24 protein-coding genes are annotated in these 25452 nt (G+C 58.6%); 17 read left to right on the plus strand and 7 right to left on the minus strand.

The genetic code is table 11. The features are described 5' to 3' along the window. The first annotated feature begins 72 nt into the window (after positions 1–72). From ACO06L_RS16905 to ACO06L_RS16960, 12 genes are all read left to right on the plus strand, one after another. On the plus strand, positions 73–432 hold the full coding sequence (locus ACO06L_RS16905; RefSeq protein WP_202348010.1) for a CidA/LrgA family protein: 360 nt from the start codon (positions 73–75) through the stop codon (positions 430–432). Further along, positions 422–1144, plus strand: coding sequence for an LrgB family protein (locus tag ACO06L_RS16910; RefSeq protein WP_202348009.1), 723 nt, complete (start codon positions 422–424; stop codon positions 1142–1144). The genes ACO06L_RS16905 and ACO06L_RS16910 overlap by 11 nt, the downstream gene beginning before the upstream one ends. Positions 1145–1332: 188 nt before the next feature. Continuing rightward, on the plus strand, positions 1333–2862 hold the full coding sequence (locus ACO06L_RS16915) for an ABC transporter substrate-binding protein (RefSeq protein ID WP_202348008.1): 1530 nt from the start codon (positions 1333–1335) through the stop codon (positions 2860–2862). 77 nt (positions 2863–2939) lie between these two features. Continuing rightward, positions 2940–3989 carry an ABC transporter permease gene (locus ACO06L_RS16920; RefSeq protein ID WP_041644890.1) on the plus strand — a complete coding sequence of 350 codons (1050 nt, stop codon included), beginning with the start codon at positions 2940–2942 and terminating at the stop codon, positions 3987–3989. Continuing rightward, complete coding sequence (locus ACO06L_RS16925) at positions 3986–4918, plus strand: ABC transporter permease (protein WP_014575818.1); 933 nt, start codon at positions 3986–3988, stop codon at positions 4916–4918. Before ACO06L_RS16920 ends, ACO06L_RS16925 begins: the two co-directional genes overlap by 4 nt. A 4-nt stretch (positions 4919–4922) precedes the next feature. Beyond that, positions 4923–5921, plus strand: coding sequence for an ABC transporter ATP-binding protein (locus ACO06L_RS16930; protein ID WP_202348007.1), 999 nt, complete (start codon positions 4923–4925; stop codon positions 5919–5921). Further along, positions 5918–6928 (plus strand): ABC transporter ATP-binding protein, encoded by a 1011-nt coding sequence (locus ACO06L_RS16935; protein ID WP_202348006.1) that lies wholly within the window; start codon positions 5918–5920, stop codon positions 6926–6928. Before ACO06L_RS16930 ends, ACO06L_RS16935 begins: the two co-directional genes overlap by 4 nt. Positions 6929–7003: 75 nt before the next feature. Further along, positions 7004–7918, plus strand: coding sequence for a LysR family transcriptional regulator (locus ACO06L_RS16940; protein ID WP_202348005.1), 915 nt, complete (start codon positions 7004–7006; stop codon positions 7916–7918). Next, on the plus strand, positions 7911–9197 hold the full coding sequence (gene pepQ, locus ACO06L_RS16945; protein WP_202348004.1) for a Xaa-Pro dipeptidase: 1287 nt from the start codon (positions 7911–7913) through the stop codon (positions 9195–9197). Before ACO06L_RS16940 ends, pepQ begins: the two co-directional genes overlap by 8 nt. 108 nt (positions 9198–9305) lie before the next feature. Continuing rightward, the gene (locus ACO06L_RS16950) at positions 9306–9512 is read left to right on the plus strand and encodes a bacterioferritin-associated ferredoxin (RefSeq protein ID WP_064228473.1); all 207 of its coding nucleotides are present in this window, start codon (positions 9306–9308) and stop codon (positions 9510–9512) included. 89 nt (positions 9513–9601) lie between these two features. Beyond that, a complete protein-coding gene (gene bfr / locus ACO06L_RS16955; RefSeq protein ID WP_064228472.1) occupies positions 9602–10078 on the plus strand; it encodes a bacterioferritin in 477 nt (158 codons plus the stop codon). 9 nt (positions 10079–10087) lie between these two features. Continuing rightward, positions 10088–11446, plus strand: a complete 1359-nt coding sequence (locus ACO06L_RS16960; protein ID WP_202348003.1) for a phosphomannomutase — start codon at positions 10088–10090, stop codon at positions 11444–11446. Positions 11447–11602: 156 nt separating this feature from the next. On the opposite strand, the gene ACO06L_RS16965 is transcribed toward ACO06L_RS16960, so the two are convergent. Both ACO06L_RS16965 and ACO06L_RS16970 read right to left on the minus strand, forming a co-directional pair. Continuing rightward, complete coding sequence (locus ACO06L_RS16965; protein WP_202348002.1) at positions 11603–12727, minus strand: phospholipase A; 1125 nt, start codon at positions 12725–12727, stop codon at positions 11603–11605. Between the two features lie 11 nt (positions 12728–12738). Next, positions 12739–13077, minus strand: coding sequence for a hypothetical protein (locus ACO06L_RS16970; RefSeq protein ID WP_064228470.1), 339 nt, complete (start codon positions 13075–13077; stop codon positions 12739–12741). A 202-nt stretch (positions 13078–13279) separates the two neighbouring features. On the opposite strand from ACO06L_RS16970, the gene ACO06L_RS16975 reads away from it, so the two are divergent. Then, positions 13280–13693: a c-type cytochrome gene (locus ACO06L_RS16975; protein ID WP_064228469.1), complete on the plus strand. Its 414-nt coding sequence runs from the start codon at positions 13280–13282 to the stop codon at positions 13691–13693. Between the two features lie 78 nt (positions 13694–13771). Here ACO06L_RS16975 and ACO06L_RS16980 read toward each other — a convergent pair whose 3' ends face one another. From ACO06L_RS16980 to rep, 4 genes are all read right to left on the minus strand, one after another. Further along, complete coding sequence (locus ACO06L_RS16980; RefSeq protein WP_202348001.1) at positions 13772–14317, minus strand: hypothetical protein; 546 nt, start codon at positions 14315–14317, stop codon at positions 13772–13774. A gap of 20 nt (positions 14318–14337) precedes the next feature. Beyond that, a complete protein-coding gene (locus ACO06L_RS16985; protein ID WP_421846020.1) occupies positions 14338–14499 on the minus strand; it encodes a hypothetical protein in 162 nt (53 codons plus the stop codon). Further along, entirely contained in the window at positions 14471–16594 is a 2124-nt protein-coding gene (locus ACO06L_RS16990; RefSeq protein WP_421846022.1) for a galactose oxidase-like domain-containing protein, read from the minus strand. Before ACO06L_RS16990 ends, ACO06L_RS16985 begins: the two co-directional genes overlap by 29 nt. Before the next feature lie 105 nt (positions 16595–16699). Then, entirely contained in the window at positions 16700–18718 is a 2019-nt protein-coding gene (gene rep, locus ACO06L_RS16995; RefSeq protein WP_202347999.1) for a DNA helicase Rep, read from the minus strand. A 143-nt stretch (positions 18719–18861) separates the two neighbouring features. Here rep and ACO06L_RS17000 point away from each other — a divergent pair, with 143 nt between their 5' ends. From ACO06L_RS17000 to rmf, 4 genes are all read left to right on the plus strand, one after another. Beyond that, positions 18862–20598 (plus strand): putative bifunctional diguanylate cyclase/phosphodiesterase, encoded by a 1737-nt coding sequence (locus tag ACO06L_RS17000; protein WP_064228465.1) that lies wholly within the window; start codon positions 18862–18864, stop codon positions 20596–20598. A gap of 49 nt (positions 20599–20647) precedes the next feature. Next, on the plus strand, positions 20648–22987 hold the full coding sequence (locus ACO06L_RS17005; RefSeq protein WP_202347998.1) for a Tex family protein: 2340 nt from the start codon (positions 20648–20650) through the stop codon (positions 22985–22987). Positions 22988–23053: 66 nt separating this feature from the next. Next, entirely contained in the window at positions 23054–24607 is a 1554-nt protein-coding gene (gene gshA, locus ACO06L_RS17010) for a glutamate--cysteine ligase (RefSeq protein WP_202347997.1), read from the plus strand. Between the two features lie 121 nt (positions 24608–24728). Continuing rightward, positions 24729–24944 (plus strand): ribosome modulation factor, encoded by a 216-nt coding sequence (gene rmf / locus ACO06L_RS17015; protein WP_064228462.1) that lies wholly within the window; start codon positions 24729–24731, stop codon positions 24942–24944. A gap of 20 nt (positions 24945–24964) precedes the next feature. On the opposite strand, the gene ACO06L_RS17020 is transcribed toward rmf, so the two are convergent. Next, complete coding sequence (locus tag ACO06L_RS17020) at positions 24965–25414, minus strand: flagellar basal body-associated FliL family protein (RefSeq protein WP_064228461.1); 450 nt, start codon at positions 25412–25414, stop codon at positions 24965–24967. Between the last annotated feature and the right edge of the window lie 38 nt (positions 25415–25452).

Below are 25452 nucleotides of genomic sequence, written 5' to 3' on the forward strand. Positions count from 1 at the left end.
CTTCCTGCATTGGTATCGAAGTGGTGGATTGGGCTAGTGTAATGCAATTCTTTCCTTGTTGAGTGTAAGCGCATGCCGATGTTGCGTGGTTTTCTGGTTCTGGTGCTGTTTTTTATTCTTGGTGAGTCTGTTCGTCTGCTTCTGGCGCTGCCAGTGAGTGGCGGCGTGCTTGGGATGGTGGTCATTACCTTCACGCTGATGCTCAAGGGCAGTGTCAGTGATGATCTGGCCCGGGCCAGCCAGGGTCTGATCTCGGTGCTGGTGCTTCTGATCATGCCGGGGGTTGTGGGGGTGTTTTTCACGGCGGACCAGTTCTCGGGGCAATGGCTGGCGGTTGCGGCGGCCCTTCTGTTGGGCACCTTTCTCAGTGTGCTGACTACCTTGTTGTTGATGAAGGCGGTGACGAAAAGAGGCGTTAGCGATGGTGAGTGAGCTCCTCGCGCGCTTCCAGGCCCTGCCGGAGTCGCTTGCCGCCACCCCGATTCTTGCGATCAGTTTGACCCTCGGTGCCTTCTTTGCCGGCAACTGGCTGTTTTCCCGCATTGGCCGGCCTATCTGGCTGCCGCCGGTTGTTTTGTCTGCGTGTCTTTTATCCGTCTTCATCGCATTGGCGGTGGATTACCAGGATTACCAACAGGGCGCGCGCTGGCTGACGGTGTTGCTGGGGCCTGCCACCGTCGCACTCGGCATTCCCTTGTACCAGCAGATGCACCATATCCGTGCCATGTGGCGCCCGATTGTGGTCACGCTGCCGATTGCCGCCACCATGGCGGCGATTTACGCCGTGGTGATTGGCTGGGCGTTGGGCGCGACGCCGGAGGTCCTGGCATCGCTGGCGCCCAAGTCGGTTACTGCGCCTATCGCCATCGGTATTACCGAGCAGTTGGGCGGTTCGGTGCCCCTGATGATGGGCGGGCTCCTGATCACCGGCGTGGTGGCAACCCTCTTCGTTGACCTGCTCGCGCGGCTTTTGCCTGTAAAAGACGAACGGATTCTGGGCTTTGCCCTGGGGCTGAATGGTCATGCGATTGGCACGGCGAGGGCGTTCGAAATCAGTCACACCGCCGGTGCGTTTGCATCCCTGGGAATGGGCCTTACCGGGGTTTTCACCGCGCTTATTCTGCCATTGGTTTTTCGTCTGTAAGTCCGCGCCAAAACAGGTCATTCACCTGGCGTATAGCCCCATGTCGCAATTTCGATTGCCCTAAGTGTTTTCCGAGACTAGCTTGTTGGCCAGGCATTCGGCGCCGTTCTGCGCCGATGTTCCGTGAAAATTCCTAAAACAGCGACGGAAAACGCGATGAAAAACTGATTGCAGCATTTGTCGGTTCCATGGCCCTGGCCTCGGCGCCAGTTGCTCTGGGCGCCGAGGCGACCAAGGAACTGAAGATGGCGTACGACGCCGATCCGGTAACCCTCGACATTCATGAGCAGCTGTCTGGTGGCATCCTGCAGCTGTCCCATATGACCTTTGATCCGCTGCTGCGCTGGACCAAGGATCTTGGCTTCGAGCCGCGTCTGGCAGAGAGCTGGGAGCGGGTGGATGAAAACACCATGCGCTTCAAGCTCCGTGAAGGTGTGAAGTTCCACTCCGGCAACGAGCTGACCGCCGCCGATGTGAAGTTCACCTTCGATCGACTGAAGCAGAGCCAGGATTTCAAGGCTATCTTCAAGCCCTTCAGCGGCATCAACATCATCGATGATTACACCTTCGAGCTGGTGACCAGCGAGCCTTACCCGCTGCTGCTGAACACCGCCACCTATATCTTCCCGTTCGACAGTGAGTTCTACAGCGGCCAGACCGAAGACGGCAAGGACAAGAGCGCCATCCTCAAGCATGGCAACTCCTTCGCCTCCGAGAATCTGTCGGGCACCGGCCCTTACACTGTGACCGAGCGCAAGCAGGGCGTCCGGGTCGAGTTCGAGCGTTTTGATAACTACTGGGATACCGAGTCCCCGGGCAACGTCGGCAAGATCGTGCTGACGCCGATCAAGGAGAACAACACCCGGGTGTCTGCCTTGCTGTCCGGTGGTGTCGATTTTATCGCCCCGGTTCCGCCTAATGATCTGGAGCGGATCCGCAATGACAAGAACGCCAACCTGGTCACCATGAGTGGTACCCGCATCATCCTGTTCCACATGAACCAGGAGCGGGTGGAAGCCTTCAAGAATCCGAAGGTCCGCCAGGCCATTGCCTATGCCATCAACCAGGAAGGCATTGCCGCCAAGATCATGAAGGGCTTCGCAACTCCGGCGGCGCAGATGTCCCCGGCGGGCTACCAGGGCCACAACGACTCCCTCACACCGCGCTTCGATGTGGCCAAGGCCCAGGAACTGATGAAAGAAGCCGGTTATGAGGATGGTTTCACCATCACCATGATGGCGCCGAACAACCGCTACGTGAACGACGACAAGATCGCTCAGGCGGTGGCTGCCATGCTGGCCCGGATCAACATCAAGGTGGATCTGAAAACCCTGCCGAAGGCCCAGTACTGGCCGGAGTATGACAACCGCGCCGCTGACATGATGATGATCGGCTGGCACGCGGACACCGAAGACTCCGCCAACTTCTACGAGTTCCTGACCTTCTGCCCGGACGCCGACAGCGGCGCTGGCCAGTACAACGCCGGTAACTACTGCAATCCGGAAATCGACGCCCTGGTACAACAGGCCAACGTCGAGACCGAACTGGACAAGCGTGCGGCCATGCTGCAGGAAGTGGAGCAGCGTCTGTATGACGATGCCGCCTTCGTTCCTCTGCACTGGCAGGACCTGGCCTGGGCCTCCAAGAAGAACGTGAAGATTGAGCCGGTGCTCAATGTCATGAACTTCCCGTACCTGGGTGACCTGGTTGTTGAGTAATTGCCTTTGATGACCGGCCGGCGCTGGAGTGATCCGGCGCCGGCCTTTTGTTTGCAAGCCTTATCCGGAAGCTTTCCATGTTAGCGTTTTTGGTTCAGCGGATTTCCCAGGCGTTTCTGGTCATGTTTGTGATCAGTGTGATCGCCTTTGCCATTCAGGATGGCCTCGGGGACCCGCTTCAGGAAATGGTGGGCATGTCCGTCTCCGAAGAGGAGCGGGAAGCCATTCGCGAGGAGCTCGGTCTGAACGACCCGATGGTGGTGCAGTACCTGCGTTTCGCGGGCAATGCGCTCCAGGGTGACCTGGGCAACTCCTATTTCTATAGCAAGCCGACCCTGGAGGTGATCGCCGAACATCTGCCGGCGACCCTGGAACTGGTGATCGGTGCCAGTCTGATTATTGTGTTTCTCTCCGTGCCGATTGGTGTCTATGCCGCGATCCGGCCCCAGGCATGGTTATCCAAGTTCTTTATGGGCGTCAGTACCGTGGGTATTTCCATCCCGGTGTTCCTGACGGCCATTGTGCTGATTCAGCTTTTCTCCATTGGTGTCACCGTGAACTGGTTCCCGTCGGACACCGGTTGGGGCCAGTGGCTGAACGATTTCTTCAGCACCGAAGGCGGGCTGCCTTCTTACGGCCGTGGTGATGAGCTGACTCACCTTTTCGGCACCTGGGAATCCGGCTTCTTCACCGGCACCGGGCTGATGCATCTGGTCCTGCCGTCGGTATCGCTGGCCTCGATCATGCTGCCGCTGTTTATCCGGCTGATCCGGGCCGAGATGATGGAAGTGCTGCAGAGTGACTATGTGCGTTACGCCCGGGCCAAGGGCCTCAGTGCTGGCCGCATCAACTTCCTGCATGCGCTCAAGAACACCATGCTGCCGGTGATCACCGTGGGTGGCGTGCAGATCGGCATTATGGTGGCGTACACCATTCTCACGGAAACCGTGTTCCAGTGGCCCGGCGTGGGCCTGATGTTCCTGGAGGCCATTACCCGCAGCGACATTCCGCTGATCGTGGCTTACCTGATGGTGGTGGGCCTGATTTTCGTGGTTACCAATACCCTGGTGGATCTGATCTACGGTCTGGTGAATCCCACCGTCAAACTGACAGGAAAGAAAGCATGACAACGGCAACGGTTTCCCGCTGGGACCGCTTCCGCGAGTCCTTCTTCTGGTACAGCTTCAAGCGCGACAAGGTGGCGATTGTCAGCTTTGCCGTGCTGCTGCTGATGGTGCTGGCGGCGGTGTTCGCGCCCCTGCTGGCGCCCGCCGATCCCTACGATCTGGCGCAGATCAATATTATGAATTCCGAGCTGCCCCCGGTGGGCATGAGCGGGGCTGATCCGGCATTCCCCCTGGGCACCGACGCCCAGGGCCGGGATCTGCTGTCGACCATTTTGTACGGCACCCGGGTGTCCCTGATGATCGGTTTCGGGGCGGTGGTCCTGCAGGCGTTTCTGGGCATTCTGTTCGGCCTCCTCGCCGGCTACCTGGGTGGCAAGGTGGATGCGGTGCTGATGCGCATTGCCGATGTGCAATTGTCCTTCTCCACGCTGATGGTTGCCATCATCGTGGGCGCAGTGTTCAAGGCCAGCTTCGGTAACCTGATGTTCGGTGAGATCGCCATTTACATGCTGATCTTCATCATCGGCGTTGCCGAGTGGCCCCAGATTGCCCGGACCGTCCGTGCTTCTGTGCTGGCGGAGAAAAAGAAGGAATACGTCGACGCTGCCAAGGTGATGGGCTTCGGGACCCGAAGAATAATGTTCCGGCACATCCTGCCCAACACCCTGTCGCCGATCTTCGTTATTGCCACGGTCCAGATTGCCAACGCCATTATTTCCGAGGCGGCGCTGTCGTTCCTGGGGCTTGGCATGCCGGAAACCCAGCCGTCGCTGGGCTCGCTGATCAAATCCGGCTTTGATTACATCCAGAGCGGTTCCTGGTGGATCACTCTGATCCCGGGCCTGGTGCTGGTGGTGCTCGTGCTGGTCATCAATCTGTTGGGTGACTGGTTGCGGGATGTGATGAACCCACGGCTGTACAAGGGGTAACACCATGGCACTGTTGGAAGTAAAAGATCTTGATGTACGTTTCGCCGTGCGTGGCGGCGACCTGACAGCGCTGCGCGGCATCAGCTTCAGCCTGGACAAGGGCGAGCGGCTGGGTCTGGTAGGGGAGTCCGGCGCCGGCAAGTCGGTGGCCGCCTTTTCCATTCTCAACCTGATTGCCCAGCCCGGCTACATCGCCGGTGGGCAGATCCTGTTCGAAGGCAGGGACCTGGCCGCCATGAGCGAGCGGGAGCTGCGCCGAATCCGTGGTAACCGTATCGCCATGATCTTCCAGGATCCGATGATGACCCTGAACCCGGTCCTCACCATCGGAACCCAGATGGTGGAGGCTATCCTTGCCCATCGGAAAATCAGTAAAAAAGAAGCCCGTGCCATTGCACTGGACCGGCTGCAGAAAGTGCAGATTCCGTCGCCGGAGAAGCGTCTGGATCAGTACCCCCATGAGCTATCCGGCGGCATGCGCCAGCGGGTGATCATTGCCATCGCCCTGCTGCTGGACCCGGAAATCATCATTGCCGATGAGCCCACGACGGCCCTGGACGTGACCATCCAGGCGGAGATCATGGACCTGCTGCTGAACCTGTGCGAGCAGGAGAATGTGGCGCTGATGCTGATTACCCATGATCTGGGCGTGGTCTCCCAGGTGACCCAGCGGATGCTGGTCATGTACTCCGGCCGCATCATCGAGCAGGGCCCGACCCGGGAAATCATCAACGATGCCCAGCACCCCTACACCCAGGGGCTGATCAACGCGCTGCCCCAGATGGGGGAGCCCGGCGAGCGCCTGTTCCAGATTCCCGGCTCCATGCCGTCACTGAAGAACGTGCCCACGGGCTGTCCGTTCCACCCTCGTTGCAAGTTCGCCACCGAGCAATGCAAACAGGCGATGCCGGAGTATGTGCGCTCGGGCAATGTGAATGTGGCCTGTTACGAAGTCGCCAACCTGATTGAGCAGGAGAAACGCATGCAGGAGGCCGAATCATGACCTCCCCGTTGGTAAGTATCCGCGGTCTTGAGAAACGCTTTGACCTGTCCGGCAGCCTGCTGGAGCAGATCACCTTCGAAGGGGGGCGTTTTCGCCGCAAACAGGAAGCGGTTCATGCCATCAACGGCGTGGATCTGGAAGTGCAGAAGGGCGAAGCCCTGTGCGTAGTGGGCGAATCCGGCTGTGGCAAGTCCACCGTGGCCCGAACCGTGATGGGCTTGCTTTCGCCCAGTGCCGGCGAGATCCATTACGACGGCCAGCGTATCGATAATCTCGAGCGCAAGGATTCTCTGCCTTACCGTCGCAAGATGCAGATGATCTTCCAGAACCCCTATGCCTCCCTGAACCCGCGCATGACCATCCAGCAGACCCTGGAGGAGCCGATCCGGTTCCACCATCCGGACTGGTCCCAGGTCCAGGTAAGGGACAAGATTCACGAAGTGATGCATTCGGTGGGCATTGACCCGGATTGGGGCAGCCGCTTCGGCCATGAGTTTTCCGGTGGCCAGCGCCAGCGGATCGCCATTGCCCGGGCCCTGGCAGTCGATCCGGAGTTCATCGTGGCCGACGAGCCCATCTCGGCCCTGGACGTGTCGATCCAGGCCCAGGTGCTGAACCTGCTGATGGACGCCCAGGAAAGCCGGGGACTGACCTATCTGTTTATCACCCACGATCTGGCGGTGGTGGAGCATTTCGGTACCCGGGTTGCCGTGATGTACCTGGGGCGGGTCTGTGAGCTTGCGGACACCAAGACCCTGTTTTCCGCGCCGCGGCATCCATACACCCAGGCGCTGCTGTCGGCTATTCCGAAACTGGAGGATGACCGGCCCAACCATATTCGCCTTAAGGGGGAAGTGCCCACGCCGGTGAACCTGCCCTCCGGGTGCGTGTTCCACGGCCGTTGCCCCTATGCCAACGAGCGATGCCGGCAGGAGGTGCCGCAGCTGATCACCACCGATGGTGGCACCCAGGTTGCCTGCCATGCGGTGGAAGAGGGACGGTTGTAACGGCGCCGCTGCGATAGGCTATGATGCCAGCAGAAGAACTCGCATCGATACAACGACATACCCTCAGGGGATTCCATGGAAGTACGCTGGTTGGAAGATTTTCTGGCGCTGGCCCGAACGCGCCATTTCTCACGTGCTGCCGAGTTGCAGCACGTGAGCCAGCCTACGTTCAGCCGCCGGATAAAGCTGCTGGAAGAGGCCATGGGCAGCACGCTGATCAATCGCCAGACGTTGCCGCTCTCGCTGACACCGGCAGGGGAGATATTCCGGGAGCTGTGTGAGCGAATCACCCGGGATGTGCGGGATACCCGTGATCGCATTGCCGCTCTTGAAGCCGAGGTCTCTGCCAGGATCAGCGTTGGCTCCACCCAGGGGCTGTTTTCACACTTTTATCAGGGCTGGGCCCAGGACGTGGGTATTGCCGAACGTCTGCAGCTGAACCTGAACGCCACCAGCTGGGTGGGGGAGCAGTTTCTGGAAGCGCTGGACAGTGGTGAGTGTGATCTGGTGCTGTGTTACTGGCATCCGGATCTGCCCTGGGGTGGGAGGCTGACAGCAGACGGTTACGACTGGCTGGTGCTGGCTCGCGAGTCCCTGGTGCCGGTCAGCGTTGCTGACGATCACGGGCACCCCCGGTTTGCCCTGCCGGGCAGCCCGGAACAGCCGGTACCGCTGATCGCTTATCACAGTCGTGGTTTCCTGCAATCGGCGATTGAGGGCCATCTTGCCCGCAACAGGTTGACGGCCAATCTGTTACCCCTGAACGAGAATACCCAGTCAGCCAGTATCAAGGCGTTGGTCAAGCAGGGTTTCGGCATGGGGTGGTTGCCCCGGCGCATGACTGAAAAAAGCGAACAGTTCGGCAGTCTGGTGCGAGCCGGTGACGAAGGCTGGGACGTGCCTCTGGAAATTCGCCTCATCCGTCTCCGTGACACCCGTTCGGACGATCTTTTAACGCTCTGGAAAACACTGGAAGATGGCCATGCCTGATGATGCGCTGTTGTCGCTGCAGACCGATCACCTGAACGAGCTGCAGGCCCGATACGAATCGGCCCTGGCGGAGCATGGCTACGACAGCCTGCTGGTCGCATCAGGCGCCGCCCCTTACCGGTACGGAGATGATCAGGCCTGGCACTTCCAGGGTTATGGCCCGTTTCTGCACTGGACCGGCCTGGCCGGTCGCGAACACTGCTGGCTGTGGATCAGGGCGGGGCACAGGCCCGTGCTCTGGTTGTTCGAGCCGGTGGATTTCTGGCATGCCAACCCGGCGTTGCCGGAAGAGCCCTGGCAGGCGTTTATCGAGGTTCGCAGCAGTGGCTCACCGAAGGCGCCCTTGCTGGATGACCCCGGCAGCCTGGCGGTGATTGGTGATCCGGCATTGATCAGTAATGTCCCCGGGGACGCAAACCCGGACGATCTGCTCCGGGACCTGGACGAAACCCGCGTGCGCAAAACTGCCTATGAAATCGAGTGTCTTGCCCAGGCCAACAGGCTGGCTCTGGCGGGCCATGCTGCTGCCCGGGAAGCATTCCTGGCCGGTGAAAGCGAGTTCGGCATCAACCTGGCCTACCAGCAGGCGACCCGCCAGCGGGAAGCCGAGGCGCCTTATCACAGCATCATCGGCCTGAATGAGCACGCAGGTACGCTGCACTACCAGTATTACGATACGCAGCCTCCGGGGCAGCCACGCAGTCTGCTGATCGATGCCGGCGTTCGTTATCGTGGCTATTGCTCCGACATCACCCGCACCACGGCGGGACCGGAGGAGTCTCACTTTGCCGCCCTGATTCACGGGCTTGAGCGACTCCAGCTGAGATTGTGCGGCATGGTGGCGCCGGGCGTGGATTACATCGAGATTCATCGCAAGGCCCATCAGGGGGTTGCGGCGTTGCTGTCAGCGACCGGCCTGGTCTCGGGCCTGGACGACGAGGCCATCGTCGACAAAGGTATTACCCGGGTTTTCTTTCCCCATGGCATTGGTCATTTCCTGGGCGTGCAAGTCCATGATGTGGCCGGCAAACCGACGCCCCCTCCAGAAGATGCTCCGTTCCTGCGCCTGACCCGCAGGCTGGAGCCCGGCATGGTAGTAACCATCGAGCCGGGGCTCTATTTCATTCCCTCGTTGCTGGACCCCTTGCTGAAAGGGGAGTTGGGGCAATACCTGAACCGGCAGTTAATCGACAGGCTGAGAGTCTGTGGTGGCATCCGGATCGAGGACAACGTTGTGGTTTCTGACGCCGGCTACCGGAATCTGACCCGGGATTCGTGAGTCTCGCAACACAAAAAGTTGCACAAATTTAAGCCAGGATGCTTGCATTTCGAGATGCCAATGACAATAATTATCACTAACTTTTATTGTCATGGGTGAGTCACTGCTATGTACGTTTGCCTTTGCCACGGCGTAACCGACCGGGAAATTCGCGAAGCTGCCGACAACGGCATTTCTTCCATGCGCCAGCTTGGCAAGGAACTGGGTGTTGGTACCCAATGCGGGCGCTGCGCTTGCACAGCCCGCGAAATACTGCGTGAGAGCCGCTCACCGGATTACCTTGCCATGGCCAATATGCTCGCGCAGCCTGCCTGACAGGCGCGATTGTCTGGCTCTATTTTTCTCCTGTCCGATAAGGGGCTATCCTTAGAGGCTGATTCATTCGGCCATCAGGGAGCCCGACTATGAAAGGCGATAAAAAGGTCATCCAGCATCTGAACAAGGTCCTCGGCAACGAGCTGACCGCGATCAATCAGTACTTCCTCCATTCCCGCATGTACAAGGATTGGGGTATTACCAAGCTGGCGGCCAAGGAATACGAAGAATCCATCGACGAGATGAAGCATGCAGACCAGCTTATCGAGCGGATCCTGTTCCTCGAAGGTCTTCCCAATCTGCAAGATCTCAATAAGCTGCTGATCGGCGAGAACGTCGAAGAGATGATCTCCTGCGATCTGAAGCTGGAAGAAATTGCCCACGCTGATCTGAAAGAAGCCATCGCCTATTGCGAAGAGATCCAGGATTACACCAGTCGTCAGCTGTTCCGAAGCATTCTGGACAGTGAGGAAGAGCATATCGACTGGCTGGAAACTCAACTGGAAATGATTTCCCAGATGGGAATCCAGAACTACATCCAGCTTCAGTCATCCTCTGCGGAGTAATACGAGACAATGGACCTGTCCTGTTTTAAAGCCTACGACCTGCGTGGCCGAGTGCCGGATCAGTTGAATCCGGCCTTGGCCGAGAAAATCGGGCGCGCCTATGTGGAAATCACCGGCGCCAAAAAAGTGATCGTTGGCTACGACATCCGCCTCTCAAGTCCGGACATCGCCGAAGCCCTGAGCTCCGGCCTCATGGCAGCCGGTGCGGATGTGTTCGATATCGGCCTGTGCGGCACCGAGCAAGTGTATTTTGCCACCAGTCACTACGCGATGGACGGTGGCATCATGGTAACTGCCAGCCACAACCCGAAAGACCACAACGGCATGAAAATGGTCGGCCCCGAATCCCGGCCGATCAGCTCCGACAACGGGCTGAACGACATTCGCGACAGGGTTCTGGAGCCTTTTGGTGATGCTCCTGAGCAAGGGCGTTACGAGCCCCTGGAAGTCATGAGCGCATACATTGATCACCTTTTGGGCTACGTTGACGCGGCCGCGCTCACGCCAATGACCATTGCCGTCAACGCCGGTAACGGCGGCGCAGGCCTGGTGATCGACGAACTCGAACAGCACCTGCCCTTCGAATTCGTAAAAGTACACCATGAACCCGACGGCCATTTTCCCAACGGCGTCCCCAACCCGATTCTCCCGGAAAACCGTGCGGCCACCGCTGACGCCGTTATTGCAGAAGGCGCGGCCATGGGCATCGCCTGGGACGGCGACTACGACCGCTGCTTCTTCTTCGACGAAAATGGCCGCTTCATTGAGGGCTACTACATCGTCGGCTTGCTCGCCGACCAGTTCCTGCGCAAAACCGGGGGCGGTAAAGTCATTCACGACCCACGCCTGACCTGGAATACCCTTGACCTGGTCGAAGCTGCTGGCGGCGAAGCCATCGAAAGCAAAACCGGCCACGCCTTCATCAAACAGAGAATGCGTGACGAAGACGCAGTCTACGGCGGCGAAATGAGCGCCCATCACTACTTCCGCGACTTCGCCTATTGCGACAGCGGCATGATCCCCTGGCTGCTGGTCGCCGAACGCCTGTGCCAGTCCGGCCAGACCCTGTCGTCGTTGATCGACGCCCGAATCGAAGCCTACCCGGCCAGCGGCGAGATCAACCGCACCATCGCCGATCCCCCCAAGGTCATCGCCGCGATTGAAGCCAAATACAGCGTCGGCGCCAAAAGCGTCAGCCACGTGGACGGCGTAAGCATCGAATTCGACGACTGGCGCTTCAACTTACGAATGTCCAACACTGAGCCGGTTGTGCGCTTGAACGTCGAATCGAGGGCGGATATTCCGTTGATGGAAGAGAAGACGGAAGAATTGCTGGCTGAAATGCAGAGATTGAACGAGGAGGGTTAGCACTGCAGCTCGGGGCCGATCGGCGCGGGGTCCTTTCCTGAAACTGTGCGGAGCCATGGATGGCGGAGCTCAAGCGCCACATGGATGTGCCGTAAGGAGCGTGTTTCAGGAAAGGACACCGTGACGAGCGGTCTTGCACCGAAGCGTCAAGGCAAGTCAGAGCCAGTCGTTCAGCATAATCCCGATACCGAACCGCTGAATCCGATGGTTGTAGTCAATCAGACTCTCCCCATATCCGTTGTAGTACTGGAAGAACCCCTTAACCGTATCCCCCATCGGGAAGCTGTATCCGAACTCCACCGACGTCTTGTTGTCATCCGACCGCAGATTATTCATCAGCCGCAACGAAAACGTCCGATCCTCGGTCAGCTTGTATACTGCATGGTAATTGGCATACCCCAGGTAGCGCTGGATATCCGCATTATCATCGTCATTGTTCTCAGGAAGCCGATACCAGGGCTGGACCATAAAGAGCCAGCGATCATAACTGTAGGCCGCTGACCCCATGATGCGATTCCAGCTGCGGGACCGAGGTTCCGACTGGCCGTTGGACTGATGGTTGAACCCCAGGGTCACCCCATTCAGCCGGCCCGGTCCGATATCCCAGTCGGTCTGGTATCGGGCGAATATCTCGGGCTCGTAGTTGGTCTCCCGGAAAGGCGCTGAGTCGTCCTGGTTGTACACCTGCCAGAATGAGGTCTGGGTGTAGCCAAACCAGAGTGTGGTGCGGTCATCCAGAATCCCCGTCAGCAACGGCACCTTGAAACTGATCTGGTACTTGGCCTCTTCCCGTTCCAGGTCGTAGTCATAGCCGATAGAACCTAGCCTGGGGCTCGATGGCGATTCGTTCGGGTCTTTCACCCAACTGACGGGCAGGATATAGGTGGGGCGGTGGCCCACGAAACTGCCGGAAAATGAGAAAACGGCCTTTTCAGCCTCTACATACCGGTCTACCAGTGCCGACATCACACCCGCATCGGAATCGCCTTCCAGGGCATTGCCAGCGACTGCATCAAGGTCCTCGCCATTGGGCGCCAGTTGTTCCGCGCTTTTCTCGGCTTGCTCTTTGGCGCTTTCAGAGGCCTGGGCCTGGCGCTCTTTCGGTTTGTAGAGGTTGTCAAAGCAGGCCAGTCGCTTGATCCCGTCGTCAATCAGCGCGCATTGTTCCGGCGAGTCAATCGAGGGTGCCGTCTCGGTCTGAGCTGCTACCGTCGACGGAACCGACAGCACAGAGACAGTAATCAAAGCCGTCGATCGCGCCAGCAGATGTGGGGGTGTCATCGGGAGATCTCCTAGCTGGCAGTCAGGCTGAACCAGGTGTTGGCAATACCATAGATCCAGACGCCGATGAGAGTGACGGCCAGAAGCGAGAAAATAAGCTTGTGCTTGAATCGGTTGCCGCTTTCTGCGGAGGCAACCCAGCGCAGGTACATAAGCCCAATGAAGCTGAGGAAAACCCCCAGGCTGGCGAAGGCAGGGATGAGCAGCCAGCCGGCACTGATCGTCTGGCCGTCACTGGTCTGACTGGAAAACCACCCCATGGAAGCAAGCAAAACAGCCAGTGCCGTGAATTCGGCAATCAGCAGTGGTTTGCGCAATGGGTGAGGCAAAGTCGGTTCCGTATTGGTCATGGAAACAGGTCCTGAATGGTAAAACGTCGGCGAACACCATGGTAACCGGATTGTTCGCGAAACACCCTCTGACTTACGAAATCGCAATTAAAATGGTTGAAATCAATTTATGATTTTGCTGTTTGGTTTTTTTGCCAGGTTTCAGTCGCTATAATGCGGCGACCGAAGATTATAACGCTCAAATGCGAGGTGCATTGTGAAGATGAAGAGAGTCCTGGCTGCTGTACTGGTCGTTGCTGGCCTGACAGCGGGCGCCGTAATGGCAAGTGTCGAAGATGAAATCCGTGCGCGCATCCAGCCGGTAGGCGAAGTTTGCATGCAGGGTGAAGAGTGCGGCAGCGCGGCTGCTCCGACCGAGACAGCCAGCTCCGGCCCTCGTTCAGGTAGCGAAGTATACGACGCGGTTTGCATGGCCTGTCACACCACCGGTGCTGCTGGCGCACCTGTGATTGGTGATGCCGATGCCTGGGCTCCTCGCATCGACAAGGGGCTGGACACCCTGGTCAGTCACGCGATCAATGGCTTTAATGCCATGCCGGCCAAGGGCGGTTGTGCAAACTGTCCAGATGAAGAAATTCAGGCGGCTGTCGAGCACCTGGTGGCAGAAAGCCAGTAAGGCTATTTTGAGTAAAAGAAAAGCCCCCGACATTCGGGGGCTTTTTCTTATGGCCTTTCGGCCTTCCGGTTTTAGCGATCAGGGGAGCGGTTTACGCCTCAGCTCGCCGACTATCATCGCTGTTTCGCCGGTGGCGGTTTGCAGGGTGATCGACCAGCTCTGATGTTCTGGTTCCTGGTGATGCATGCTCTCCATCGCTGCCAGGCGTGGGTCCAGCCAGCCAAAACTGGCACTTTGTGACAGCACTGCCCATCTGTCACTCTCCTCAACGGGCGTTCCCGGGAGAGTTGGGGCGTTTGGCAGAGACCGCCAGCTCGGGCTGTCGGTATTGACCATAACGGTCTTGCCAGTAAACCTGAGAAAAGCCTCGTCTTGGGCTCCCAATACTGTCAGAGGGGTGTCGCCCCGGTAGCTCAACAGGATGCCCGGGCGTGGGGCATCCAGAATCATGGCGTTCAATCCCTGAATGTTCGGCTGCTCGGTAATGCGGGCCTGCACGATCTCAGAGGGAGCGCCCTCTGCGTCGGGTGCCCCGTGCGCCCCTGCTGGCGCAGAGGCCACCAGGGGCAGCAGGCCGAACAAAACCAGTGGCAACCCGCCAGTACTGATCCGTCCGTTTTTCATAATGTACTCCCGTTACCTGGTTACAGAATCTCAAGTGTTGATTCGATAATTCCGTCGGCGGTCGTGGTGTCGCCCGCCACCTGGGTTGGCGCCATGCATTCGAGATTCTCGTTGACCACGGTGATGGGAGCCGATATTGATGGCACCCTTCCCTCAGCCGTCTCTTTGCTTACGAACAGCATGTATTCGCCGGCGGGGGACCACGTTGTGGTTGTCTGGCATTTTCAGGGTCAGCTTGTTGCCGTTGCCTCTTTCCATGATTAGCTCAATGGCGCGCTGGTCGCCATCAATTACATGGGTCATGACCGTCCGGCGAATCAGCAGCGCCTTGTCGATCTGGTCTGCCTGGTCAACCTTTATATTGAAGCGATCCCCAATGGTCAGGTTGCGCGGCGCGCTCAGGATTTCCGGGCGGTCGTCACGCATGGCATAGGGTGGTGTGTAGATTTCAAAGCTGGGATCCCTTCCGTCATACGGCGCCAAGCCGAAGTCCTGAAGATCGACGAAGGTCAGGTAGGCGGTGTTGATCGGCGAATGCCCGGCAATCATCACACGACCGTCTTCCATCAGTACCGCCGTGTTGTGGTAAGTCCGTGCCCGGTGGCCTGTTGCCATTTCAGTCCAGGTGCCCGTTTCCGGATCAAAACGCTCAGCCGTGCGAATCGGCCCTTCAAGGCCGGGCACGACAACGCCATCACGGTTCCCACCGCTGAACACCATGACGCTGCCGTCCGGCATCACAACATTGGTGCCATACCAGCGTGGCTGGTTGAGCGGGCCAGTGAGACGGGATTCGTAGCCGATGTCATTACCATTCGTGGTGATTCGGTCGATACGGCTCTGGTCCGTGGGCAGGTAGCCGCCGGGATTGGTCAGCAGGGCGTAACTGGGCACGCCACCGGCAGTCAACAGCTCCACGTCTGTGTATTCGCCGTTGGCATTCGGTTTCAGCGGGAGCATGGTTGAAGAGGTGGAACCGCGCATGCCGCCGGCAATGGCCATTCGCAGGTCTTCTTCTGAAATGCCCAGCTCTGCGCCGCTTTCCAGCAGATCAGACGGAGCTTCCAGCACATCGCCCAGAAGCGAGCCGACCTGGTCCAGGGAAAGATTGGTGATATTCAGTGTGCTGCTGAGCTGGCCCAGCCCGACTTCATCCAGTCTCAGGGGCAGTCCGGCATAGCCGATGTCGTTCCAGCGCTGGGTTGCGGGATTGTAGCTCGCGACAATGTTCCATAAGGCTTGGTCATAACCCTGGCCAAAGGGATTGAATGCCTGGCCTCCGGCATTGTAGAGCACGTGACCGTTGGGCAGCAGATGCATGCGCGGGTACAACGGCAAAGACCTGTCTGCGGTAGAGGGATTCTCTGTCCACGACCCCGCGCAAGGGTTGTAGGTTTCCGTTTGAACCACGTTACGACCGCTATTCAGCGGTTCATCCGGGTAGACCGGTTTCAGGAGTTTGGTGACGCCACTGGCAACAAAGACGTCGCCATTGCCCAGGGTGACCAGCGACGGGTACCAGCGTCCGTAGGTCATGTCACCGCTCTGGCGCCAGGTGTTGGTTGCCTCATCGAAAATCCTGGAATTCTTGATGCCCTCCAGTTCCGCGACACCCAGGGGCAGGCCGTCAATGCCGGGCTCCGAGTAATAGTCCGTGCCGCCGACGGCCATGACATCGCCATTTGCAAGGCCAATAACATCCGAGCAGAACAGGGCTCCGTCGTTTTTGCTGGTGTTATCTGCAGTATCAATCAAGCCGTCGAGTTCGGTGCCGTTGAGCAGGGTTTCGCTGTCATTGCCGTCCGGGTTGGCACCGGCATCCAGCGGAGAGGGTTTGAGCCACGACGGGTTGTCGTTTTCATCCAGCGACAGTACCCGTGTCTGGTCATTGACTGAAACCTCGCCAAATTCGGCAACGATCGATAGCTCAACATTCTCAGTGCCTTCCAGCGCGTTCAAATAGAGCAGGCGACCGTCTTTCAGCAGGGCCATGGTGCCTGCTGCCGGTTTGCACTCATCCATGCCATCGGCCCGGGTGATGCATTTTTCGTCGGTTTCAACAGCCTCACCGTCGACGATGATGGTGGGTTCCGCAAAAGGTTCGCTGAAACGTCCCTTCTCTGAGTAATCCTCTGCCAGAGTCGTCTGGCTCGATGAATCCTCGTTAGAGGTCCCGAGGAGTCCGCCCAGCAGACCCGCGCTGGCGGTCGTGGACCCCGCCGCAATGAGCAGAAACGAACCGGTAAGCTGACACAATCGATTGCGATGTGTGGACATAAAGCTCTCCTGATCTTGTTGTTGTCGAAGTGGGATCTGGTCTCCCGCTTGCAGGAACGGATCAGGGGCGTCAAAAGTTGCAGTATTTGTGAAAAAAAGTGAAATCTACAGGCCGAGATCGCCCAGAAGCGCGCTCAGAGTCGCTTTTCCCTTCTTCTGGTTGGCTTCCACATCAAGGTCGCCAGTGCCTTCCCACTTGAGATCTTCTTCGGGCAGTTCATCAAGAAAACGGCTCGGGATGGTTTCCAGCTTTTCCCCGTACTGTTTCCGGGTAGCCGCATAGGTCAGCGTCAGTGTTTCCCGGGCTCGGGTAATGCCTACGTACATCAGCCGCCGTTCCTCCTCAATGTTGCCTTCCTCGATGCTGCTTCGATGGGGCAGGATTTCCTCTTCAAGACCCATGATGAACACATGGGGGAATTCCAGACCCTTGGAAGCGTGCAGCGTGAGCAGCTGAACCTTGTCGCTGTCGTCGTCCTCTTCCCGCTGTTCCATCATGTCCCGAAGGATCAGTTTGGTAATGGCATCTTCGATGCCGAGCTCATCGGCCGTGCCCTTGCCGTCATCGAGCATGCGCTGGATGGATTCCACCAGGTACCAGATATTTTCCATCCTTCGCTCGGCCTGCTTGGGCGTGCCTGAGTGCTGGTGCAGCCATTCTTCGTACTCGATGTCCGTGAACAGCTGCTTGATCACGGGTATCGGGTTCTCGCTGTGCAGCCGCTCGCAAGTGGCATCTACCCAGTGAGCAAACCTCCGGAGACGATCCAGCCCCTTCTCGGTTACGTGGGTCTCTGCGCCCATGTCACCCAGGGCCTTGAACAGGCTGACATTGCGGGAGCGGGCGTAGTGGCTGAGCTGCTCCAGGGTGCGTGGACCGATTTCCCGGCGGGGCACGTTGACCACCCGCAGGAACGCGGCGTCGTCGTCCGGGTTGATCAACAGCCGCAGGTAGGACATGGCGTCCTTGATCTCGTTCTTTGAGAAAAAGGACTGGCCGCCGGAGATGCGGTAGGGGATCTGGTAGGCCTGCAGCTTCATTTCCAGCAGGCGTGCCTGGTGGTTGCCACGGTACAGCACGGCGAAGTCCCGGAAATCGAGGCCTTTTTTCAGCTTCTGATCGAGAATCTCGGTGGCCACCCGGTCGGTTTCCGCGTCTTCGTTGCGGCACCGGACAATCCGGATTTCTTCGCCGATAGTGTGATCACTCCACAGAGCCTTCTCGAACACGTGGGGGTTGTTGGCGATCACGGTGTTAGCGCTGCGCAGGATCCGTGCGGTGGACCGGTAATTCTGCTCAAGCTTGACGATTTTCAGACTTGGGAAGTCTTCCTTGAGCTGGGCCAGGTTTTCCGGCCGGGCACCGCGCCAGGCGTAGATCGACTGGTCGTCGTCGCCAACCACGGTAAACGCGGCCCGCTCTGCCACCAGGAGTTTGACCAGTTCGTACTGGCACACGTTGGTGTCCTGGTATTCATCCACCAGCATGTAGCGAATCTTCCGCCGCCATTTCGCGAGCACGTCTGGATTCGAGCGGAACAGCATCACGGGAAGCAGGATCAGATCATCAAAATCGACCGCGTTGTAAGCCTTAAGGTACTCGTTGTATTTCTTGTAGATGATCGCAATGCGCTGTTCGCGCTCATCCGCGGCTTTGCTCAGGGCTTCGGCCGGCCCCCGCATGGCGTTTTTCCAGGATGAAATGGTCATCTGGATGTCATTGAGCTCGTCCCCGGCCTCGGCACTGGCTTCCCGGAGCATCAGATCCTGTAACAGGGCCTTGGCATCCTCGGCATCGAAGATGGAAAAACCGGGGTGGTAACCGAGATGCGTGTGCTCTTCCCGGATCATATTGAGGCCAAGATTATGAAAAGTGGATACAATCAGGCCCCGGGTCAGCTTCCTGTCGACGATTCGGCCAACCCTCTCCTTCATTTCCCGGGCAGCCTTGTTGGTGAAGGTGACTGCGGCAATATGACGCCCCGGGATTCCTAGCTGCTCGATCAGGTAGGCAATCTTGCGGGTGATCACGCTGGTCTTGCCGCTGCCGGCACCGGCGAGCACCAGCATCGGGCCATCAGCATAGCGGACTGCTTCGCTTTGTCTCGGGTTGAGCTTGTTCACAAATAAATGGCCAGAATGGAACGAAATGGGGATAACGGACGTGGGCTTATTCTACACCAGACAGAGTTACTGTACCTTGGGGATCTATCGACTATGATTAACAGAACGGACTCGGTTGTTCACGCATAAATGGATCCTGCTTGATGACATTGCCACTGGAAACCATGAGGCCCGGACAGTTGCGCCTGTTGGTTCTGACACCAGATTACGCTGATTTTCTCTGGCTGAATGCTCTTCTGGCGGGCGACGTCGAAATCAGTGCGGACGCAACCTGGTGCCCGGACCTGGTGGATTGTGATGATCTGATCCGCAACGCCAGTTTTGATGTCATCGTTTGGGACTGCGTGTTTCATGGTGGCTCAGAGGCATCTTTCCTTCAGTACCTGGCGGTTGCCAGCAATGAAAAGCCCGTGCTCGCCCTGAGTGCCGAGCCTCCCGGGGAGCGGGCGCCCGAATTGCTTGCTTCGGGCGCCGCTGATTATCTCAGTCGCCAGAACTTGGACCACTGGAATTTCCGGCGGGCTGTGAAATGCCTCTGGTATCGGGATCAGTTGTCCGAGTCCGCCCACGGTCAACTCGGCCGCGAAGTCGCCACCGGTTTTATCAACCGGGACCTTTTCTTCGATCGTCTCCAACAGGCCTTGCTACGGGCCGAGCGGGCCGGCCATCGGCTGGCCTTGCTGCACCTCAACATTGATGACTTCCGCAGCATCAACGAATCGTTTGGCTACCAGAAAAGCGACCAGTTGATGATGAAGCTGGCAGAGCGGCTTCGTCATTCGCTCCGGCGCGTGGATTCGCTGATGCGTATCGGGGGCGACGAGCTGGCCATTATTGTCGAAAAGGTCGAGGACTCCCTGGACATCACCCAGATTATCCGCAAGGTGGTCAACGCCCTTGATGAGCCGGTTACCATTGATGGCCAGACCGTAGTGGTTAGTGCCAGCCTTGGTGTCGCAACCTACCCGGAAGCCGGAGACAGCGCCGAAAATCTGTTGCGCCGGGCCAACCGTGCCATGTTCGAAGCAAAACGGGACCCGGGCACCAGCTACCGTTTCTACGACCGCCAGCTGCACATTTCTGCCGGTTACCAGCTCCGTCTGGAGGCGGACCTCCGCAACGCCCTTCGGGGCAAGGAACTGGAACTTTACTATCAGCCCCGGATTGATCTGGCCACGGAAGAAGTACGGGGTGTCGAATGCCTGTTGCGCTGGAATCATCCGGAGCGTGGGCTGGTGGGGCCGGACGAATTCATTCCGGTGGCCGAGCGCAGTGGGTTGATCGTGCCCATTGGTTACTGGGTCATCGAACAGGCCTGTAAGCGTTTGCAGGAATCTGCTGAACTCGGTTTCCCCGGGCTGGTGTTCGCGGTCAATCTGTCATTCCGGCAGTTTCACGATCGCAAGATGACTGAAACCATTTTTCGCATCATCTTTAACGCCAACGTGGATACCAGTCTGCTGGAGCTGGAGCTGACCGAGAGTGCCATGATGCACGACCCGGAGTATGCCCAGCGCTGCCTGCGGGAATTGAACCAGCTGGGGATCAGTTTTGCCCTGGACGATTTCGGAACCGGCTTTTCATCGTTGAGTAATCTTCAGCATTTGCCGATCTCGCTGGTGAAGATCGACAAGTCGTTCGTGCAGGAGTTGGGCAATTCGGCAGACGCCGAACACATCATTCGGGCCATCATCAGCCTGGCCCACAGCCTGCAGATCAGCGTGGTCGCCGAAGGTGTGGAAACCGAGGGGCAACTGGAGTTTCTGCGCCAGCAGCATTGCGATGAAATCCAGGGCTATTATTACGCCCGGCCCATGCCCTGGGCAGATCTTGTGCAATTCCTGAACAAGCGGGGTCAGGCCGCTTGCCTGCAGCAGTAAGCCGCTGTACCTTTGCTGGTTTATTGGCAAAGCATCAGACAGAGGTTGCATGAACAGTATCTCCAGGCGTATCGCCGAGGAACTCGGTGTCCGCGAGCAACAGGTTAATGCCACCGTCGAACTGCTCGACGAGGGCGCGACCGTTCCGTTTATCGCCCGCTACCGGAAAGAGGTCACAGGCTCACTGGATGACAGCCAGCTAAGGAACCTGGAAGAACGCCTGCGCTATCTGCGGGAACTGGAAGACCGTCGTGCCACCATCCTCAAGAGCATCGAGGAGCAGGGCAAGCTGACCGACGAGCTCAAGGCCAGCATTAACGAAGCGGATGCCAAGAACCGTCTGGAAGATCTTTACCTGCCCTACAAGCCCAAGCGCCGGACCAAGGCCCAGATTGCACGGGAAGCGGGTCTGGAGCCGCTGGCTGATGCCCTCTACGATGATCCGACTCTGGATCCCGAAACCACTGCCCAGGGCTACCTGAACAAAGAAGCCGGCGTGGAAGATGCCAAGGCTGCGCTGGATGGCGCCCGCTACATTCTGATGGAGCGGTTTGCCGAGGATGCTGAGCTGTTGGGCAGTCTGCGGGACTTCATCTGGCAGGAAGGCCAGCTGAAAGTCGCCGTGGTGGAAGGCAAGGAGAACGAAGGTGCCAAATTCCGGGATTATTTCGACCACGTCGAGCCCCTGAAAAAAGTGCCGTCCCACCGCGCCCTGGCCATTCTTCGGGGACGGAACGAGGGTGTTCTTGGTTACACCATCGTGGTCGGCGATGCCGACGACGACCGTCGCGCGCCCCACCCGGCCGAGCAGCGCATCGCCGCTCGCTGGAATATTCGGGACAACGGTCGTGCCGCCGACAAATGGCTCTCGGAGGTGGTTCGCTGGACCTGGAGGGTGAAACTCTCCACCCAGATTGAAACCGACCTGATGGCGCAGGTCCGCGAAGCGGCGGAAACCGAAGCCATCAACGTGTTCGCTGCCAACCTCAAGGATCTCCTGCTGCTTGCGCCGGCTGGTCCGCGCCCGACTCTGGGCCTGGACCCCGGCCTACGTACCGGGGTGAAAGTGGCGGTCATCGATGGCACTGGTCAGGTGGCCGGCCACGGAGCCATCTTCCCCCATGCGCCCCAGAATCAGTGGGATCGTTCCATTGAGCAGCTGGCGGCCTGGTGTCGGGAGTACAAGATCGAGCTGGTGGCCATTGGTAATGGCACCGCTTCCCGGGAGACCGAGAAGCTGGTCGGCGACCTCAGCAAGCGTTACCCCGAACTGAAGCTGGCCCGGATCGTGGTCAGTGAGTCCGGTGCTTCGGTCTACTCAGCCTCAGAGTTTGCTTCCAAGGAATTGCCAGATCTGGATGTCACCATTCGGGGTGCGGTCTCCATTGCCCGTCGATTGCAGGATCCGCTGGCCGAGCTGGTGAAAATCGAGCCGAAATCCATCGGGGTAGGGCAGTACCAGCACGATGTCTCCCAGGTTCAACTGTCCCGCAGTCTGGATGCCGTAGTGGAAGACTGTGTAAACGGCGTGGGTGTGGATCTGAACACGGCGTCAGCGCCACTGCTGGCAAGGGTCTCGGGCCTGAACCAGACCATCGCCCAGAACATCATTGAGTTCCGCAACCAGAACGGCATGTTCCGCAACCGCAAGCAGCTGCTCAAGGTCACCCGTCTCGGGGACCGCACGTTCGAGCAGGCGGCGGGTTTTCTGCGTATTGCCGGCGGTGAGAACCCCCTGGACCGGTCCTCCGTGCACCCTGAAGCCTATGGCGTGGTCGAGGCCATCGCCCGGAAAAATAATCGCGAAGTGGGCGATATCATCGGTGACTCCTCGTTCCTGCGTGGTCTGAATCCCCAGGATTACGTAACAGAACAGTTCGGTTTGCCGACTATCAAGGACATCATCTCGGAACTGGAGAAACCGGGGCGGGATCCGCGACCGGAATTCAGGTTCGCAAGTTTTGAGGAAGGGGTCGAAACCCTGAGCGATCTCAAACCCGGCATGGTGCTGGAAGGCTCGGTGACCAACGTGACCAACTTTGGCGCGTTTGTGGATATTGGTGTGCATCAGGATGGCCTGGTGCACATTTCCGCGCTGTCCCACACCTTCGTCAAGGATCCCCGGGAAGTGGTCAAGGCCGGTGATATCGTCAAGGTCAAGGTGATGGACGTGGATATCCCGCGCAAGCGAATTGCCCTGACCATGCGTATGGACGATCAGCCTGGCGAGAAAAACGAAGGCAAGCCAATGGCTGCCAACCGCTCCGGAGCCAGCCGCAAGGGCGGAAACCGGAACGCAGGCAGTGGCGGTTCCGGCCAGAAATCCCCGCAGGGCGCCATGGCTGGTGCGCTGGCCCAGGCACTGGCCTCGGCGCGCAAGGACAGCTGACGGGCATACAATCTTTTCATCGGCCGGTTGTGCAAAAGAGCAAACCGGCCGCAGCAGGAGTCGACCATGGCTGAATCCCGCCATTCCGTATTTCGTCAGTTCGCTGCCAGCGACTGGGATGGTTTTCTCAAGGGTGTCGAAAAAGAAGGGCTGCGGGTGGATCGCAACGGCTTCATCGCCCAGACCCCGCATCCCGAAGCCCTGGGTTCGGCACTGACCCACCCAAGGATCACCACGGACTATTCGGAGGCCTTGCTGGAGCTGATCACGCCGGTGTTCAACAGCACCGGGGGCATGCTGAAATCCCTGCGGGATATCCACACCTACGTGCAGCAGAACCTTGGCGACGAGGTCTTCTGGGCGGCGAGCATGCCCTGTGAACTGGATGGCGATCCGAGCATCCCCATTGCCGAATACGGCAGCTCAAACATTGGCCAGCTCAAGCACGTTTACCGGCAGGGTCTGGCGGTGCGTTACGGGCGTATGATGCAGAGCATCGCTGGCGCCCACTACAACCTGTCGCTACCCGATAGCTTCTGGCAGAAGTGGCAGGAGTTGCTCGGTAATGAGCAAAGCCTGAAAGACTTCAAATCGGATCAGTATTTCTGGCTGATCCGGAATTTCCGTCGCCGTAGCTGGCTGCTGATGTTGCTGTTCGGTGCCTCGCCGGCACTGGATGCCAGTTTTGTTGCCGGTGTCAGCCACGACCTCAACCAGTTTGACGAACGCACCTGGTACGGTGAGCACGCCACCTCGCTGCGGATGGGGGATCTGGGTTACCACAACAATGCCCAGGCCTCCCTGAACATCTGTTTCAATGAGCTCAGCACCTACACCCAGACTCTCGATCGGGCTATCCACACCACCTGGCCGGCCTATGAGGAAATCGGCACCCGCCGGGGCGACCAGTTCATCCAGATCAATACCAGCGTCCTGCAGATCGAAAACGAGTATTACAGCGCCGTGCGCCCCAAACGCACCACGCAGCGGGAAGAAAAGCCCATCCAGGCGCTTGAGGCCCGGGGTGTGGAATACATCGAGGTGCGGTGTCTGGATCTTGATCCCTTCTCACCGCTGGGCGTGAATGAGGCTCAGATCGATTTCCTGGACCTGTTCCTTCTGGATTGCCTGCTATCCGACTCGCCCCGTATTGGCGATGAAGAGTGCGAGCGTCTCGATGACAACTACAAGGATGTGGTGTCCAACGGGCGTTACCGTGAGTTGAAGCTATGCCGTGCCGGGGAGCGCACCCCGGTTTCAGAGGCCGCAACCGATATCCTGGCGCAACTGGAACCGCTCGCCGAGTTGCTCGATAGCTGGCGGGGGGATGATACCTACCGTCGCGCCCTGGCTGCCCAGCGCGAGACCTTGAATGGTGAGTGGACGGTTCCGTCTGCCCGGGTTCTGGACGCCATGCGCTCCTCAGGCCTGGGGCATCGGGAGTGGGGCATGGAAATGGCGCAGCAGCACCAGCAAACCCTCAGGCAGGAAGGCCTCGATGCCAGTGTGCGCCAGGCGTTTGATGCCATGACGGCAGATTCCCTGGCCGAGCAGGCGCAGATGGAGCGTGCCGATACCCTGCCGTTCAGCCAGTTTCTGGAACAGTATCTGCGCTCCTGAACGGTAAGTTGGGCCACTGTCGCAGAAGTCTGCGGACCTGACGCACAGAAACCGAACAAAGATTTGTCTCCCTCCGGTCCGGCTGTTAATTTTTGTAACATCAGGATCGGGAGAGACGGCGATGGCAAGGGATATCAAACTCGGCTGGGATGTGGAAGCGCTCAACAAGGCTTACCGTCAGGGCTACATGGCTGCCAACATGGGTATGGATAAAGCCCGCTGCCCCTATCGGGGTGAGGTTGTCATTGCTGCCTGGGAAGCCGGTTGGGACGATGCCGATCAGGTAGCCCGGGATGACCGGGACCAGGCAGACGATCTGTTCTCACGGATCGCCTGATTGCTTGGTCGGGTCCAGCCTTATTTCTGCACCACGAATTCTGTAAACAATACACCGGCGATGCTCTCGCCGGTCTGCTGCTCCTCCAGAACCGCATTTATTCGCTGTTTGGCTTCCTCTCGCAACGCCTCCTGCCCTTCCATTGAGGTGAGGCGTTCTGTGTCAGTCTGCTCGCCAAACAGCATCACCAGTTCGTGTCTCAGGCGAGGCATGTGGGCTTCCAGCGCTGGCCGGGTGCTTGTATTCCGGGCCCGCAGTGTCACGGCGGCCTTCAGGTAGGTCGGCTTGTTGCCAGGCGTGCCCACGTGAGTCACAAAAGGCGGATCCATACTGATGTAATCGGTAACGCCGCTTTCTTCCTCAGCCACTTCCTCTTCGGTATTTTCCTCATCCTGGGAAACGGCGGGTAAGGGCATCATTGCAAACAACAGAAACAGAAGCGTCAGAACGGATTTTGGCTGGCGTGTCATAGGCTTGAAGTTGATCGTGGTTTAGGGTTAAGTGACGA

It is taken from the genome of Marinobacter sp., from assembly GCF_965229985.1.
Lineage (GTDB): Bacteria > Pseudomonadota > Gammaproteobacteria > Pseudomonadales > Oleiphilaceae > Marinobacter.